At 73.9% G+C, this 17,213-nt stretch carries 6 protein-coding genes; 4 read left to right on the top strand and 2 right to left on the bottom strand.

The genetic code is table 11. The features are described 5' to 3' along the window. Positions 1–120: 120 nt before the first annotated feature. Both ABZ865_RS37900 and ABZ865_RS37895 read right to left on the bottom strand, forming a co-directional pair. The gene (locus ABZ865_RS37900) at positions 121–1,146 is read right to left on the bottom strand and encodes a hypothetical protein (protein ID WP_361240678.1); all 1,026 of its coding nucleotides are present in this window, start codon (positions 1,144–1,146) and stop codon (positions 121–123) included. An 81-nt stretch (positions 1,147–1,227) separates the two neighbouring features. Beyond that, positions 1,228–2,238: a hypothetical protein gene (locus ABZ865_RS37895; RefSeq protein WP_361240675.1), complete on the bottom strand. Its 1,011-nt coding sequence runs from the start codon at positions 2,236–2,238 to the stop codon at positions 1,228–1,230. Between the two features lie 110 nt (positions 2,239–2,348). Here ABZ865_RS37895 and ABZ865_RS37890 point away from each other — a divergent pair, with 110 nt between their 5' ends. The 4 genes from ABZ865_RS37890 (at position 2,349) to ABZ865_RS37875 (ending at position 17,211) form a co-directional block, all read left to right on the top strand. Beyond that, on the top strand, positions 2,349–2,807 hold the full coding sequence (locus ABZ865_RS37890; protein WP_361240672.1) for a DUF4442 domain-containing protein: 459 nt from the start codon (positions 2,349–2,351) through the stop codon (positions 2,805–2,807). A 260-nt stretch (positions 2,808–3,067) separates the two neighbouring features. Beyond that, a complete protein-coding gene (locus tag ABZ865_RS37885; RefSeq protein WP_361240669.1) occupies positions 3,068–4,996 on the top strand; it encodes a ricin-type beta-trefoil lectin domain protein in 1,929 nt (642 codons plus the stop codon). A gap of 391 nt (positions 4,997–5,387) precedes the next feature. After that, positions 5,388–12,467, top strand: coding sequence for an SDR family oxidoreductase (locus ABZ865_RS37880; protein ID WP_361240666.1), 7,080 nt, complete (start codon positions 5,388–5,390; stop codon positions 12,465–12,467). A gap of 1 nt (position 12,468) precedes the next feature. Then, positions 12,469–17,211 (top strand): beta-ketoacyl synthase N-terminal-like domain-containing protein, encoded by a 4,743-nt coding sequence (locus ABZ865_RS37875; protein WP_361240663.1) that lies wholly within the window; start codon positions 12,469–12,471, stop codon positions 17,209–17,211. Positions 17,212–17,213 lie beyond the last annotated feature (2 nt).

The raw sequence follows: 17,213 nt of genomic DNA, 5'->3' as shown, positions 1-17,213 counted from the left end.
TCGCCGCCCGGCTTGCCAATCGGATTCCCGGCCGCCCGCGGCCCACCCCGTCCGCCGCCTGTCCGGTAGGCCGACCGTCCGGTCAGCTGTCCGTCCGGTGTCCGACCGGTGTCCGTCCGGTCAGCTGTCCGTCGGGTCGCCGTGCAGCCGCACCGAGCTGAGGATCTTCATGATCGTCGCGGTGTCGAGCTCCTGGCTCACGCCCTTGGCGCCGTAAAGGTCGAACGACACTATGTCGTCGGCCGAGTTCTTGAACGCGAACGAGATGGCCTTGCCGTCGCTCGCGCACTTGCCCTTCTGCGGGGTGTTGGTCGACCGCGCCCACGCGTAGGCGCCCTTGACGCCCGACTTGGTGGTGTACGCCGTGGCCTTCTTGTCGAAGGTGATGTGCTTCTTGTCGGGCTGGGTGTAGCCGCCGTAGACGTACCAGGGCACGCGGGTGACCGCCGCGTCTGCCTCGCTTTTCGCGCCGCTCTCGCCGCGCGTGCCGGCGACGGCCAGCGCGTTGTCGTCGGTCTTGCCGTCGTGGTCGGAGTCGTCCGTGCACCACTTCGACTTGTACACGGCCGGGGCGGCGACGGAGGTGATCAGCTTGTTGTCGTCGGCGCGGTCCTCCATGAAGCGGGAGGTGTCCGTCGACTCGACCTCCCAGTCCGCCGGGACGTCGAAGGCCGTGCCGAACCGCGGGTTGACGACGACCTTCCAGCCCGGGATGACCGGCTTCTCGGTCTCGTTGCCACGCGGGTTGTCCTCAGGCGTGGACGAGGACGCCGACGGGTCCGCCGACGGCGACTGACTGGCCGTGGACTTGCCCTTGCCGTTGCCGGCCTCGTCCTTCTTGGAGCCGCCGTCGCCGAGCACCAGGAATCCGGTCACACCCGCGGCGACGACGACCGCGGCGGCCGCGATGATGGCGATCATCTTCGTCCGGTTGCCCCCGCCTCCGCCCTGCGGCGGCTGCGCCGGCTGGGGCGCGCCGGCCGGGCCGGGCGCTCCCCACTGCGGCTGCTGGCCGTACGGGTTCGCCTGCGGGTACTGCTGGTATCCGGGCTGCTGGTACGGATTCGGCTGCTGGTAACCCGGTTGCTGGTACGGGTTGTTCTGCGGGTTCTGCGCGCCCCCGGGCGGCTGTTCTCCTGGCCACATGGCGAGTAACCCTAGTGGGCCCCAGGAAACGTTTCGGTCACCACCCCTTGTCAGGGACGTACCGAAGTCGGGGGTCTCGCATCAGGAGCCCGAGGGCTCGGCGTACAGGCGCACCGTGCGCATGATGGCGCGGACCGTCGCGTCCGGGACCTCCTCGGAGACGCCCTGGGCGCCGAAGAAGGACCAGGACAGAATGGCGCCGTCCGGATTCCTGAAGGCGAACGTGGTCGCTTTGCCGTCGGAGTCGCACTTGTGCTTCTTCTCGACCCCGGACGACCGGGAGGTGACGACGCTGCCGGTGAGCCCGGAGGCGGTGGTGTACGACGTGACCGGGCCGGTCGTGACCCTCTTGCGGTCCGGCTGCGTGAACCAGCCGTAGACCCAGTTCGCCGAGTCCTCACGGGCGACCTCCGCGGTGCTCTTCGCGCCCTTGTTGCCACGCGTGCCCACGTTCGCGAGCGAGGTGTAGTCGGTCGTGCCGTTCCTGTCGTCGTCCGAGCCGCACCACTTCTCCTTCAGCACGGCGGGCGCCTTCATGCCGACCAGGACCCTGCCGTCCTCGCCGTTGGGATCGGAGTCCTCGGTGACGTAGGTGATCCAGGTCCTGGAGCGCACCTGCCACTCGGCGGGGACGTCGAAGGCGATGCCGGTGACCGGGTTCACCACGACCTTCCAGCCGGCGACCGTCGGCTTCGGGTCGTGGCCCGTCGCGCGGGGGTTGTCCGTGGTCGTGGCCGTGGCCGAAGGGGCGGAGGCGGTGGGGGAGTTCGGGCCGGGGCCGGGCCCGGCCTGGTCGTCGCTCCCGCCGCCCAGCAGCAGGAACCCGGTCACGCCGGCCGCGACGACCACGGCCGCCGCCGCGAGGACCGCCACCAGCTTGGTGCGTCCGCCGCCGCCCGGCCGCGGTGCCGGAGCCCCGGCGCCGGGCCGGTCCCAGGGGGCGGGTGGCTGGTGCCCCGCGTACGGGCCGGGCTGCGGGTGACCCGGCTGTTGATGGCCCGGCTGCTGGTACGGAGGGGGCTGCTGGTAGCCGGGCTGCTGGTACGGGTTGTGCTGCTGGCCGCTCCCCGGCGGCTGTTCCCCTGGCCACATGGGCCGCAACGATACAGAGGTGATCACCGGGGTGGATCAGGGGGCGGATGCGGGACGTATGGCGGGCGAGGGCACTGGTCAGCTCTGCTACTCGCGAGTAACATGGCGGCATGAGCGCAGACCAGATGTCGATCGGCGAGATGCTCGCCGCCACCGTGCCGATGGCCCGGACGTTGAACCTGGAGTTCCTGGAGACCTCTCCGGACAAGGCCGTGGTGTCCCTGCCGGACCAGGGCGACTTCCACAACCACGTGGGCGGGCCGCACGCCGGCGCGATGTTCACGCTCGGGGAGTCGGCCAGCGGCGCGATCGTGCTGGCCGCGTTCGGGGACCAGCTCTCGCGTGCCGTGCCGCTCGCCGTGCGGGCCGAGATCGCCTACAAGAAGCTGGCGATGGGCGCCGTCACGGCGACCGCGACCCTGGGCCGCCCGGCCGCCGACGTGGTGGCCGAGCTGGACGCGGGGCAGCGCCCCGAGTTCCCCGTGGCGATCGAGATCCGGCGCGCGGACGGAGCGGTCACCAGCGAGATGCAGGTGGTGTGGACGCTGCGTCCCAACAACAAGGACTGACAAGGCCTTTGGGAGAGAGGGGCCCCGCTGCGGGCCCCTCTTTTTGCTGGAGGGCGAATTCGGTTGCCCGAATGTGAGGCCGAGTCATGAGGACTTCTTGTTTCCTGTGAGGCGTGTGTGCCAAGGTGAGCCACCCATGAGAAGGGCAATGGCCAGGGCCGAACCCTGAGGCCGCCCTTCAGGTGTGCACCGATCAGGCGCCGCTTTCCGACAGGACGCCCTTTCGTATGCCGTCCTGCGGCTGGAAAGGAAAAGGTTCCGTGCAGTCCTCCCACCCCCCACGCCCCCCGTTCCCGCCACACCCCGGTTCGAGCCCCGGGGAGTCCGACCGTGATCTCGTCGCCCGGCTCGACGGACCGCATGCCGGCCGGCACCACGCCGTCGCCCTGCTGCTGGCCCGGCACTGGCCCGCCGCCCGTGACTACGCGATCGTCTGCCTGGCCGCCGCCGGTCCCTCGGCCCACCTGGTGGCCACCGCCGCCTTCCATGACGTGCTCGGCCGGCTGAGCGGCGGGGCGGTCGGCGGCGCTCTGCGCCCGCAACTGCTGGTGGCCGTCCGTGAGATCGTCCGCGCCTGGGCCGCCGACGACGCGGCATGCGGCGTCATGCCGGAATTGCGCAAGCCGAACGGCGGTCGCGGTCTTCGCGCGACCATGCCCGGCACGCCCGAAAAGCGGCAACTCGCCGAGCGCGCATTCCGTGCCCTTCCCGGCGCCTCCCAATGCCTTCTGTGGCATACCGAGGTCGAAGCCGAACCCATAAACATACCCGCTGGTCTGTCGGGGGTCGACGAGGCCACCGCGACGACCGCCGTTGAACAGGCGCGCGAACAATTCCGGACGGGCTGCGTACGCGCCCACCGGGAACTCGCGCCCTCCAGGGAATGCCGTTTCTACAACCGTCTCCTCGACGTCCCCATGCGCCACGGCGGCGACCTGCTCCCCGATGTACGCCGGCATCTGACGGCCTGCGCCCACTGCCGTCACGCCGCCGACCAGTTGAGCCATTTCGACGGCGGTCTGGACGTCCTGCTCGCCGAGACCGTGCTCGGGTGGGGCGCCCGCCGCTATCTCGACTCCCGGCCCGGGCGCGGCGCCTCGCGGGCGCGGCCCGACGCCTCCGCACGCGCGCCGGAGGCGGCTCGGCTTCCGGCCACCGGCCGCCATCGGACGAGGCCGGCGAACCGCCACCGAAGGGTGATGGCCGCCGGTGTCGGCCTCACCGCGCTCGCGCTGCTCGCCACCGTGCTCGTGGCCAAGAGCTGGTCCGGTGACAACGGTGTCCCCGGACCCGGCGGTGCCACCCTCGCGCGTTCCCGGTCCTCCGCCGACACCGGCCGGCGGACCGCCTCCTCGTCCGCCGCCTCGGCCGGCGGCCGGATCGAGGTCGCCCACGGCCGGCTCCGCAGCCTCGTCTCCGGCCGCTGTCTGGACGTGCGCGGCGGCGAGATCGCGGCGGGCGCGACCGTGCGGCTGGCGGCATGCTCGTCCGCCCGGTCCCAGCAGTGGTCGTACGGGGACGACGGAGTGCTGCGCAGCGCCGCCGCTCCCACCGTCTGCCTCGCCGCCGACCCCGGGACGAGGCGCGTGGTGACGTCCGGCTGCCTGGTGCACGCGGGGGAGGTGTCGTACGACCTCACGGTCCGGGGCGAACTGGTGCTCCGCGGACACCAGGGCCTCGCCCTCGCCCCGGACTCCGGGCGCCTGTCCGTGGCCGTCCGCGACGGCTCGCCCGGACAGCGGTGGGACCTGGAGCCGGGGCCGGACGGGCAGTCGTGGCACACCGGCTCACCGGGCGAGCCGGACTCCGGGCTGGGGGCGCGGGACCCCTCGAAGGGGGGTGCCGAGCCGCCGTCCGGGCGGCCAGGCGAGGACGCTCCGGGCGGTCGGCTCGGGCGGGCTGGGCAGGGGGACGAGTCGTTCCCGCAGAAGTACGAGCCCCGGATCGCCCAGGTCGGGGCACACGACGATCCCGTTCCGGACGGACCGGTGGGTACGGGTGTTCCGGTCGGCTCTGGTGGTCCGGCGGGTGCCGATGATCGGGTGGCTGCGGCCGTGTCCTCCGTCAGGGGTGCGGTCGTCTCCGTGGTCGGCGGGGCGTCGGTCTCCGTGCGCCCGGAAGCAACGGCGTCAGTGCCCACGGAGGCAACGGCGTCCGTGCCTACGGAAGTGCGTTCGTTGCCGGGGTGATGGGGGCTCGCGACCGGTTGTGGTCCGTCCGCCGCCGCGATCGAGCCATGGGCCCCTGGACATGCGGAATTTACAGACATCGATTTCGTGTCCTGGGGCCTTGCGGTCGAGTGAGTGGGCGGTGAACGCTCCAGGCGTTTTGCCGGGCCTGTGGGGGTGTGTCGTGCGGGGGTCGGGGCGGCTGCATGGCAGCACGACTGAAGGGGATTGCTCGGATATCCGGTGCTTGGGTGGAATTCGGTGTGTTGGCCGAATCGATGCCACGGGCCCCGAAAAGCTCGCAGCGTTGTTGACCCGTGAGTAAGCACCTCGCTAGTTTCCGGTGCCCGCACCAGAGTGTCCTGCCGCACAAACCCCCCACCGTGCTGTCTTGCCGATTCTTCGGAGCATCATGACCTCCCCTGTGCGCGCCCACGACCTGATCCTGTGCATCACCCCCTTCGGAGAACCCGACGCCGTGCTGGCCGAGGCCGCCTGCCGTGCCGGCGGGCTCGGCGTCCTCGACCTGGGCGGCGGCTGCCGAAGATCCCGCGAAGAGCTGGACCGGCTGAAACGGGCGGCGCCGCGACCCTTCGGCGTGCGGGTGGCGGGCCGTTGCGCCCTGCGCCCCGGCGACCTGGACGGCGCTCCCGACATCGTGGTGCTGGCTCCCGACGCCCCCTGGAGCCCGGCCGAAGTCGCCTCGCGGTACCGGGTGTTGGTGGAGGTCACCGATGTGGCGCAGGCGAGGGAGGCGGTGCGGGCCGGGGCACGGGGGCTGATCGCGCGGGGCTGCGAGAGCGGTGGCCGGGTCGGTGCGACGAGCACCTTCGTGCTGCTCCAACAGCTCTTGCGAGAGGGTGAGTCGGGCGTCCCTGTGTGGGCCTGTGGCGGCATGGGGCCGCGTACGGCGGCAGCGGCCGTCGCGGGCGGGGCGGCCGGTGTGGTCCTCGACAGCCAGCTGGCGCTGCTGGCCGAGTCCCGGCTGCCCGAGGCGACCCGGGCCGTGCTGCGGTCCCTGGACGGCTCGGAGACGGCGGTCGTCGGAGGGCATCGGATCCTGCGCCGCCGGGGCCCGGACGCGCTGCGCCCGCCCTCCGACGACCCGGCCGGCGACCCCGACGCCATCGCGTCGCTGCTCGGCGCGCAGGACCTGCGTCGCCAACTCCTGCCTTTGGGTCAGGACGGGTTCCTCGCGGCCCGGTTCGCCGAGCGGTGGGGCGATGTGCGGCGGACGGTGCGGGAGCTGAAGGCGGAGATACGCGGGGCGGTCGGCGGTCCCGGAGGCGCGGAAGGCTCCGCGCGGGCTCTTCGGGCCGGCTCGTCGCCCATGAGCTGGGCGCTCGGCACCCGGTTGCCGGTGGCGCAGGGGCCGATGACCCGGGTCAGCGACCGGACGGCCTTCGCCGCGGCCGTCGCTGAGGACGGGGCGCTGCCCTTCCTGGCGCTGGCCCTGGCCGACGGTGAGCGGACCCGGGCGATGCTGACGGAGGCGCGCGCGGCGCTCGACGGACGCCCCTGGGGCGTGGGCGTGCTCGGGTTCGCGCCCGAGGACATCCGGAACGCCCAGCTGGACGCCGTACGAGAACTACGGCCCACGCACGCGATCATCGCGGGCGGACGGCCCGCCCAGGCCGAGGCGCTGGAGCGGGCCGGGATCCACGCCTTCCTGCACGTGCCGTCGCCGGGGCTGCTGGCGCAGTTCCTGCGGGCCGGGGCACGCCGGTTCGTGTTCGAGGGCTCCGAGTGCGGCGGGCACGTCGGCCCCCGTGCCTCCTTCCCGCTCTGGGAAGCCCAACTCGCCGTACTGGACGACTTCCTGGCCGAGTCCGGAGAGGCGACCGCGCCGCAGCTGGAGGTGTTCTTCGCGGGCGGCATCCACGACGAGCGCTCGGCCGCGATGGTCGCCGCCCTGGCCGCCCCGCTCACCGCCCGAGGCGCCGCCGTCGGCCTGCTCATGGGCACTGCCTACCTGTTCACCGAGGAGGCCGTCGCCCACGGCGCGATCCAGCCGCTCTTCCAACGACAGGTCCTGACCGCCACCGCGACCGCACTGCTGGAGACCGCGCCCGGCCACGCCACCCGCTGCGTCCCGAGCCCGTTCACCACCGAATTCCACGACCACGAGGCCCGGTTACGCGCGTCCGGCCTGCCCGACCGGGACGTGTGGGAGGCCCTGGAGCGCCTCAACGTCGGCCGGCTGCGCATCGCCAGCAAGGGCGTCGAGCGTTCGCCCGAGGGCGAGTCGGGGCCCGTCGGCCCGGAACGACAGCTCTCGGACGGGATGTTCATGGCGGGCGAGGTCGCCCTCCTGCGCTCGGCGACCACCACCCTCGCGGAACTGCACCACGCGGTCACCGACGGCGCCGCCGACTTCCTCACCACGCGCGCCGCACGGCCCGAGCCCCGGCCCGCCGCCGAGCCGGCCCCGCCCGCGCCCCTCGACATCGCTGTCGTCGGCATGGCCTGCATGTTCCCGGGGGCGCCCGACCTCGCCACCTTCTGGGCGAACGTCGTCGCCGGACACGACGCCGTCACCGAGGTCCCGCCCGACCGCTGGGACCCCGCCGTGCACCACGAAAGCGGCAGCACCGCCTCCAAGTGGGGCGGCTTCCTGCCCCCCATCCCCTTCGACCCGCTGCGCTACGGCATCCCGCCCGCCTCCCTCGGCAGCATCGAACCGGTCCAGCTGCTGTCCCTGGAAGCCGCGCGCCGGGCACTGGACGACGCCGGATACGGCGACCGGGGGCGGGAGTTCGACCGCTCACGCACCTCCGTCGTCTTCGGCGCCGAGGCGGGCAGCGACCTGTCCAACGCCGCCACCGTGCGCTCCGTCCTTCCCTCGTACTACGGCAGGGTCCCCGACGGGCTGGACGACCAACTGCCCCGGCTGACCGAGGACTCCTTCCCGGGCATGCTCGCCAACGTCATCTCCGGCCGGATCGCCAACCGGCTGGACCTCGGCGGCGCCAACTACACCGTCGACGCCGCCTGCGCCTCCTCCCTCGCCGCGCTCGACGTGGCCTGCAAGGAACTGGCCTCCGGGACGAGCGACGTCGTGCTGTGCGGCGGGGCCGACCTGCACAACGGCATCAACGACTACGTCCTGTTCTCCTCGGTGCACGCCCTCTCACCGACCGGCCGCTCCCGCGCCTTCGCCGCCGACGCGGACGGCATCGCCCTCGGCGAGGGCGTGGCCTGCGTCGTCCTCAAACGGCTCGCGGACGCGGAACGCGACGGCGACCGCGTGTACGGCGTGATCAAGGGCCTCGGCTCCGCCAGCGACGGCCGCTCCCTGGGCCTGACCGCACCCCGCCCGGAAGGACAGCGGGCCGCGCTGCTGCGGGCGTACCGCAACGCCGGTGTCTCCCCGGCCGAGGTCGGACTGGTGGAGGCGCACGGCACCGGCACGGTCGTCGGCGACCGCACCGAACTCACCGTGCTCGACGAGGTGTTCAGCGAGGCGGGCGCCGCGAAGGGTGGCTGCGTGCTGGGCTCGGTCAAGTCGCAGATCGGGCACACCAAGTGCGCCGCCGGACTCGCGGGCCTGATCAAGACCACGCTCTCCCTCTACACCGGGGTCAAGCCACCCACCCTGCACCTGGACCGGCCCAACCCCGCCTGGACGCGGGACGGCAGCCCGTTCGCCTTCCACACCCGCGCCAGGCCCTGGGCGGCACCGGCGCGTGAACGCCTCGCCGGGGTCAGCGCGTTCGGATTCGGCGGGACCAACTTCCACGTGGTCGTCGGGGCGTACGACGGCGCGGAGGTACCCGGGCAGACCCTGGACGCCTGGCCCGCGGAGCTGTTCCTGTTCCGGGGCAAGGACACGGCGGCCGCGCACCGGGACGTCGAGGCGATCCTGCAGGCCGCGGAGACGGACGGCCGCCCCTGGCGGCTCCGTGACCTCGCGCTCGCCGCCGCCCACCGCGCGGACGTCTCGCACGAGCCGGTGCGGGTGGCGGTCGTGGCCTGTGATGTGGAGGAGCTGGTCGGGCAGTTGAGGCGGGTTCTCGCCGGGGAGCACGATCCGGCGGCGGGGGTGCGGCTGAGCGTACCGGCGCGGCCGACGGCTGGTACGGAGGGTGACGGCGGGGCTGACGCCAGGGGTGACGGCGGGGGCGACGCCAAGGCGGACGGGCAGGTGGCCGACGGCAAGGCGGACGGGCAGGTGGCCGACGGCAAGGTCGCCTTTCTCTTCCCCGGCCAGGGCAGTCAGCGGCCCGGCATGCTCGCCGACCTGCTGATCGCCCTGCCCGAGCTGCGTCACTACCTGCACCTCGGCCGCGCCCACGCCGACACCCTGTACCCGCCCGCCGCCTTCGACGAGACGACCCGGGAGCAGCACCGGGCCGCCCTCACCGACACCCGCGCCGCACAGCCCGCGCTCGGCATCACGGGCCTCGCCGCGCACGCCTTCCTCACCGCCGCCGGCGTACAGCCGGACCTGGCGGCCGGGCACAGCTACGGCGAACTGGTCGCCCTGTGCGCGGCCGGTGCCCTCGACCCGGAGACCCTGCTGGAGCTGAGCACCGAGCGGGCCGCCGCGATCCTGGCGGCAGCGGGGGAGGAGCCCGGCGCCATGGCCGCCGTCGGCGCCCCGGGCGAGGCCGTCGAACGGGCCCTGCGCACGGCGGGCATACCCGAGTCGGTCGTCGTCGCGAACCGCAACTCACCGGAGCAGACGGTGATCTCGGGACCGACGGCGGAGATCGACACCGCCGTACGCCGGTTGCGCGAGGCCGGCCACGGGGCGCGGCGCATCCCGGTCGCGTGCGCCTTCCACAGCCCGGTGGTGGCCGCCGCCGGCGAGCGGTTCGGCAAGGTCCTCGCGGACAAGACGGTACGACAGCCCGAGTTCCCCGTCTGGGCCAACCGCACCGCAGCCCCGTACCCGGACGACCCCGACGCCGTACGCGCCGAACTCGCCGCCCAGATCGGCTCCCCGGTCGCCTTCGCCGCGCAGATCGAGGCGATGCACGAGGCGGGAGCGCGGATCTTCGTGGAGGCGGGCCCCGGCACGGTCCTCACCCGGCTCGTCGGCCAGATCCTCGGCGACCGTCCGCACCGCACCGTCGCCTGCGAGCCCCGGGCCGACGGCGGACTGCCCGGCTGGCTCGACGCACTCGCCCAACTGGCCGTCGCGGGGCTGCCCGTGCGCACCGCCTGGCTCCTCCGGGGCCGCGACGCCGTCGACGCGCTCCGGACACCGGCGCCGAAACGGCCCGGCTGGACGGTCGACGGACACCTCGTCCGCACCGCCGACGGAGCACTCCTCCCCGGTGCCCTCGCACCGGCCCGACGAGTCGTGGAGACGACTGTGACGACGAACCAGCCGGACGGCGCCCCGGCCGACCGCGACGCCCTGATCTCCGAATTCCTGCGCACCAGCCGCGAGATGATCGCCGCCCAGCGCGATGTGCTGCTCACCTACTTCGGGTCCACGGCCGGGGCCACGCCGGCAGCACCGGTCGCCGCCGTACCGTCGGCCCGGACCCTGCCCACGGCACCGGCCGAACCGGGCCTCTCCGCGTCCCTGTCGACCAGAGCCGCCGCACAGGAGCCACCGACGCCAGAGCCCCCGGCACCAGCCTCGGTACCAGCACCGGCACCGGCACAGGCCCCGGCCCCGGAGACCGACGTGCAGCGGGTCGTCCTGGAGATCATCAGCGAGCGCACCGGCTACCCGGCCGACATGATCGAGCCCGACCTCGACCTGGAGGCGGACCTGAGCATCGACTCGATCAAGCGGGCCGAGATAGCCGGTGAGCTCGCCAAGCGCCTGGGGATCGCGGGCGGTGCCGACGTCCTGGACGATGCCGAGCTGGAGGAACTGGCCAAGGCCCGCACGGCAGCCTCGGTGACGGCCTGGCTGACGGCACGCGTGGGCGGGGCGGGCGGGTCGGCGACCGCCGACCAGCGGCAAGCCGTCGCCGAGTCCGAGCAGACCCCCCTCGGCGTCGCCCCCCAGCGCTTCGAGCTTCGATCGGTGCCGCTCCCGGAACCGGAGGGCGATCCTGACCCGGCCGTCACGCTGTCCGGCCACCGGTTCGTCGTGCTCGGCGACGGTGGCGGAGCGGCCGCCGAGGTCGGCGCGCGGCTCTCCGCGCACGGCGCCGACGTGGTCGCCCTGCACCAGGGCCACCTCCTCGGTGAGGCCGACGGCAGGATCGACGGCGTGCTGTACCTGGGCGCACTCCCCGGCCCCGACCTCCCCGTCCTGCCGGACGCCTTCCCCGTGCTCCAGGCCGCCCTGGCACGCCGTCCGCGCCGGCTGCTGGCCGTGCGGGCCTCAGTCAGTGGCGGTGGCGGTGGCGGTGGCGGGGGCGGGGGCCGTGACGGTGCCAGTGCCGGTGACGGTGCCCTGGGGTCGGCCGGTCTGGACGGACTGTTCCGGACCGTCGGCCGGGAGTACCCGGACCTGCTCGCCCGGGTCGTGGCCGTGGCGGACACCACGCCCGAGGCCGTCGCCGACGCCCTGCTCGCCGAGCTGCTCGCGCCGGAGCCGGCGCCCGTCGTCCGGCGCACGGCCGCCGGGCTGCGGTACGGGCAGGAGCTGGTGCCCGCGCCCCTGGGACCGCTCGGCAGCACCGGCGCGGGCCCCGCCGGGGACGGCGTCGCCGAGGCCGCCGCGCTCGGGATCGACCGGGACTCGGTGGTGCTGCTGGTCGGCGGCGCCCGGGGCATCACGGCGAGGTTCGCGGCCACACTGGCCTCGGCGAGCCGCTGCCGGATCGAACTGTTCGGCCGTACTCCCGTGCCCACCGCACCGGAACCCCCGGCGACCGCCGCCGCCCGCACCCCCGTCGAACTGCGGGCCGCGCTCGCGGCGGACGGCGCGCTGCGGCCCGCCGAGATCAACCGCGCCGCCGAACTGATCCTCGCCCAGCGGGAGATCACCGCCACGCTCGCCGAACTCACGGAGCTCGGCAGCGAGGCCCGGTACCGCTCGGTCGACTTCCGCGAGCGGGACGCCGTCCTGCAGGCGGTGAAGGAGATCCACGCCGAACACGGTCGGCTGGACGGGGTCGTCTTCGCCGCCGGGGTGATCGAGGACCGGCTGATCGCCGAGAAGACGCCCGAGTCCTTCCAGCGCGTCTACGGCACGAAGACGGCCGGGGCCGCCGCTCTGCTCGCCGCGCTGGAGGAGCTGCCCAAGGGACCTGGTTTCACCGTGCTGTTCGGCAGCATCGCCGCCGTTCTCGGCAACCGCGGCCAGGCCGACTACGCCGCCGCGAACGACGCCCTGGAACGGATCGGCGCCGACTGGGCCGACCGCACGGGCCACCGCGCGCTCACCGTGCACTGGGGCCCCTGGGCACCGTCGGACACCCACACCGGCATGGTCGGCGCGGAACTCGGCCGGGAGTACGCCCGGCGTGGGGTGCGGCTGATCGACCCGGACGAGGGCACCGCGGCCCTGCTCCGGGAGCTTGCCTGGGGCGACCCGTCGGTCCGCGCCGTCGTCCAGACCGCCTCGGGCAGCTGGTGACATGACCGGACGTCAGACTCCCGTCGCCATCGTCGGGATGGCGGTCCTGCTGCCCGGAGCCCCTGGCCTCGACGCCTACTGGCGCAACCTGCGGGGCGGTGTGGACGCGATCGGTGACGTCCCCGAGGGGCGGTGGGACGCGGACTACTACCGCCCGGACTCCGCCGCCGGGCCCGCCGTCGCCGACCAGGTGTACTGCCGGCGCGGCGGGTTCGTGGACGGCCTGGCCGAGGTGGAGGTCACCCGGTACGGCATCATGCCCGCCTCCGTGCCGGGCACCGAGCCCGACCAGCTGATCGCCCTCGACGTCGCCGCGGCCGCGCTCGCCGACGCGGGCGCCGTGGCCGGTGTTACCGGTACGGGGGGCGAGGGCCGGTTGCCCGAACGGCACCGGATCGGCGTGGCCCTCGGCCGGGGCGGCTATCTCACTCCCGGCCTGGTCCGGTTGGACCAGCGGGTGCGGACCGCCGGACAACTCGTCCGCACGTTAGGCGAGTTGCTGCCCGATCTGTCGTCCGCCCAACTGGACCGGGTCCGGGCGGCGTTCACGGAACGGCTCGGCGGTCCGGACAGCCCCGAGTCCGCGATCGGCCTCGTTCCCAACCTCGCCGCCTCCCGTATCGCCAACCGCCTCGACCTGCGCGGACCCGCCTACACCGTGGACGCGGCCTGCGCCTCCTCCCTGGTCGCCGTCGACCAGGCCGTCACCGAACTCACCACCGGCCGCTGCGACATGATGCTGGCCGGGGGAGTGCACCACTGCCACGACATCACCCTCTGGAGCGTCTTCTCCCAGCTCCGCGCCCTGTCCCCGACCCAGCGCAGCCGCCCCTTCCACCGCGACGCCGACGGCCTCCTCATCGGCGAGGGCACCGGTGTCGTCGTACTGAAACGCCTCGCGGACGCCGAACGCGACGGCGACCGCGTGTACGCCGTGATCCGCGGGACCGGCGTGGCCAGCGACGGCCGTACCGCCGGGCTCGCCAGCCCCGATCCCGGCGGCCAGGCCCGCGCGGTGCGCCAGGCCTGGCGGGCCGCCGGACTCGACCCGGCCGCCCCGCACTCCCTCGGCCTGCTGGAGGCCCACGGCACCGCCACCCCGGCCGGTGACACCGCCGAACTCGCCACCCTGGCCGAGGTGTTCGGGCCCGGCGCGGCGTCCTGCGGCGATCGGCGGCCGGTGCTCGGCTCGGTGAAGTCGATGATCGGGCACACCATGCCGGCCGCAGGAGTCGCCGGTCTGGTCAAGGCCGCCCTCGCCCTGCACCACCGCACCCTCCTGCCCACCCTCCACTGCGACGACCCTCACCCCGCGCTCGGGGCCACGCGCTTCCGCACCCTGGAACAGGCGCTCCCCTGGGAGACCGGCCCGGAACAACCGGTCCGGCGGGCCGCCGTGAACGCCTTCGGATTCGGCGGGATCAACGCGCATGTGGTGCTGGAGGAGGCGCCCAGCCCGTCCGGCCCGCGCGTACGGTCGTCCGCCCGTCCCAGCCCCAGCACCCGTGCTCGCCGCCGGGAGCCCATCGCCGAGCACGGACCAGAGGCCGAGCCCAAGGCCGAGACTGGAGACGGAGCCACGGCAGGGAACGGTGCCGAGCGGATTCTCCTGCTGGCCGCCGAGAGTGTCGACCGCCTTGCCGCCCTCCTCGACACCGACGACTCCGGCGTCCTCGCCGCCGGTCTCGATCCCGCGCGACCGCGTCCCGACGCCGGTCCCGTACGGCTCGGCATCGTCGACCCCACCGCCAAGCGGCTCGCCCTGGCCCGCAGGGTCGTCGGCAGGGGGCGCGCGTGGCAGGGGCGCAACGACGTGTGGTTCCGGCCCACCCCGCTGCTCGGAACTGCCGACGGCAGACTGGCCTTCGTCTTCCCGGGACTGGAAGGCGACTTCGTGCCCCGCGTGGACGACATCGCCGCCCACTTCGGCCTGCCCCAGCTCACCGACACCGGCTCCGGTAGCGGCTCCGGCAACGGCAACGGCGCGGAGGTGCCGGTCGGGGACGTCGGGCGGCACGGATTCGGGGTGGTCGGTGTGGGCCGGCTGCTGGACGCCGCGCTGCGCCGCATGGGGGTCGTACCGGACGCGGTCGCCGGTCACAGCGTCGGGGAGTGGACGGCCATGGCGGTGGCCGGACTGTATTCGGCCGACCAAGTGGACGCCTTCATGGCCGAGTTCGATCCGGACATGGTCACGGTGCCCGGTCTCGCCTTCGCCGCCGTGGGCGCCTCGGCCGAACGGGTGCGCACCGCGCTGCAAGCCTCGTGGGCCGGCGCTGGGATCGTGCTGTCCCACGACAACGCCCCCCGTCAGTCCATGGTCTGCGGACCGGACGCGGCGGTCGAGGAGTTCGTACGGGCCTTCCGCGCCGAGGGCGTCCTGTGCCAGGTGCTGCCGTTCCGCTCGGGCTTCCACACGCCGATGCTCGAACCGTACCTCGCGCCGATCAAGCAGGCCGCCGACCACTTCCGGCTGCACCCGCCGACCGTGCCGGTATGGTCCGGGACGACCGCGGCGCCCTTCCCGCGCGACGAGGCCGCGGTGCGCGAGCTGTTCGTACGGCACCTGCTGGAACCCGTCCGGTTCCGCGAGCTGATCGAGGCCCTGTACGCGGCAGGCCACCGCACCTTCGTCCAGACCGGCCCCGGGCACCTGGCCTCTCTCATCGACGACACCCTCGGCGACCGGGACCACCTCACCGTGGCCGCCAACTCGCCTCACCGCACCGGCATGGCCCAACTCCGGTGCGCGGCAACGGCGTTGTGGGCGGCAGGGGCACAGGTGGCGCCCGCGATACCGTCCACTGCCGTACCCGTACCCGTACCCGAGCCCGCGCCCCGTACCACCGCGCCCCTGCCGACCCCCGCGCGCCCGCCCGTCCGTCTCGACCTCGACGGTGCCCTGGTGTCCCTGGCCGGACCGGACCTCGACGCCCTGCGGGCGGAGCTGCGGCAAGGCCGGCCGGAACCGGCGCAGGCGCCGGGTTCGCCCCGTCCCGGCACGTCCCCGCTCGACGACCTCGCCGCGCGCTTCCCTGCCGCCGCCGAGCTGTCCGCCCTGTTAAGGGACACGGTGGACACGGCGGCGGAACTGATCACGGCGAGCGCACTGCGCGGCCGTGCCCCGCGCCCCTTCACCTCCACGGACTTCACGGCCTCCACGGCCCCCACGCCCCCCGCCACCCCCACAACCCTCCACATCTCGCCCCACACCATGCCCCACCTCCTGGACCACTGCTTCTTCCCGCAACGCTCCAACTGGCCTGACGCGGAAGACCGTTGGCCGGTCGTCCCCGCCACGACCATCGTCCGGCACATGATGGACGCGGCGGAGGACGCGGTCCCCGGGATGCGCGCGGTCGCCGTGCACGGAGCCCGGTTCGACCGCTGGCTCACCGCCACACCCCCGGTCGACGTGACCGTCACCGTCACCCCCGCTCCCGGCCACCGGGACCGCGTCACCGTCACCTTCGGCCCCACCGCCCGCGCCGTGGTCGAACTCGCCCCCCGCCACCCCGCACCGCCCGCGTCGAGCCCCCTCCCCGACGCCCCCGAACGCACCCCCGATCACACCGCCGCCCAGCTCTACCGCGACCGCTGGATGTTCCACGGCCCGGCGTACCAGGGCGTGACCGAACTGACGGCGATCGGCGAGCGGCACATCCGGGGCGTGATCACGGCACCCGCGGCGCCCGGCGCGCTGCTGGACAACGTGGGTCAGCTCCTCGGCTACTGGATCATGGCGACCCGCACCGAGCGAACGGTGGTGTTCCCCGTACAGATGAGGCAGATGCGGTTCCACGGTCCCCACCCCGCCCCCGGCACACCGGTCGACTGCCTGCTCCGGATCACCTCTCTCACCGACGCGTTGCTGGAGGCGGACGCCGAACTGACCGTCGGCGGGCGGGTGTGGGCGGTGCTGACCGGCTGGCAGGACCGCCGCTTCGATAACGATCCGCACACCCGCCCCGTCGAACGCTTCCCGGAGCGCCACACCCTCTCCGAGGCCCGGCCCGGCGGCTGGGCGCTGGTGCACGAGCGCTGGCCGGACCTCGCCTCCCGCGAGCTGATCATGCGCAACTCGCTGGGCGGCGCGGAGCGCAAGGAGTACGCCGGGCGCCCGCCGCGCGGGCGCAGACAGTGGCTGCTCGGCCGGATCGCGGTCAAGGACGCCGTACGGCAGTGGCTGTGGCAGCACGGCGAAGGCCCCGTCTTTCCCGCGGAGATCCGGGTGCGCAACGACGAACTCGGCCGCCCGTACGTCACCGGCCTGCACGGACGCACCCTGCCCCCGCTGGACGTCTCGCTCGCGCACCGGGCCGAGGCGGGCGTGGCGGTCGTACGACCGCACACCTCCACTCCCGGTCCGGGCATCGACATCGAAGAGGTCATCGCGCGCGACCCCGCGACCCTGGCCACCGCCCTCGGCCCGGACGAACTGCGGCTGCTGCGGACCCTCTCCGAGGGCGACGGCACCGAGGACCTGTGGTTCACCCGCTTCTGGACCGCCAAGGAAGCGGTCGCGAAGGCGGAGGGCGTCGGATTCGGCGGCCGGCCACGGGACTTCGCCGTACGGGAAGCCGACCCCGACGGCTCCCGCCTGGTGGTCTCCGGCCGGCTGGAGCGCGCCTACACCGTGCATTGCGCGCCCGCCGCCAACCCAACCACCCTGCCGCAACGTTCCTACGTCGTGGCTTGGACGACGGGGCCCGGGTTGCGTGCCGCACCGGAAGAAGCGCCGTGACC

Source organism: Streptomyces sp. NPDC047085, from assembly GCF_040643735.1.
In the GTDB taxonomy this organism is placed as follows: Bacteria; Actinomycetota; Actinomycetes; order Streptomycetales; family Streptomycetaceae; genus Streptomyces.
The sequence above is the reverse complement of the archived record's forward strand: the minus strand, read 5'-3'. Positions and strand labels throughout refer to the sequence as shown.

Excerpts from the sequence above, each read along its gene's own strand:
- ABZ865_RS37875 (WP_361240663.1), top strand. The coding sequence starts at position 12,469 with ATGACCGGACGTCAGACTCCCGTCGCCATCGTCGGGATGGCGGTCCTG.
- ABZ865_RS37890 (WP_361240672.1), top strand. The coding sequence starts at position 2,349 with ATGAGCGCAGACCAGATGTCGATCGGCGAGATGCTCGCCGCCACCGTG.
- ABZ865_RS37895 (WP_361240675.1), bottom strand. The coding sequence starts at position 2,238 with ATGTGGCCAGGGGAACAGCCGCCGGGGAGCGGCCAGCAGCACAACCCG.
- ABZ865_RS37900 (WP_361240678.1), bottom strand. The coding sequence starts at position 1,146 with ATGTGGCCAGGAGAACAGCCGCCCGGGGGCGCGCAGAACCCGCAGAAC.
- ABZ865_RS37880 (WP_361240666.1), top strand. The coding sequence starts at position 5,388 with ATGACCTCCCCTGTGCGCGCCCACGACCTGATCCTGTGCATCACCCCC.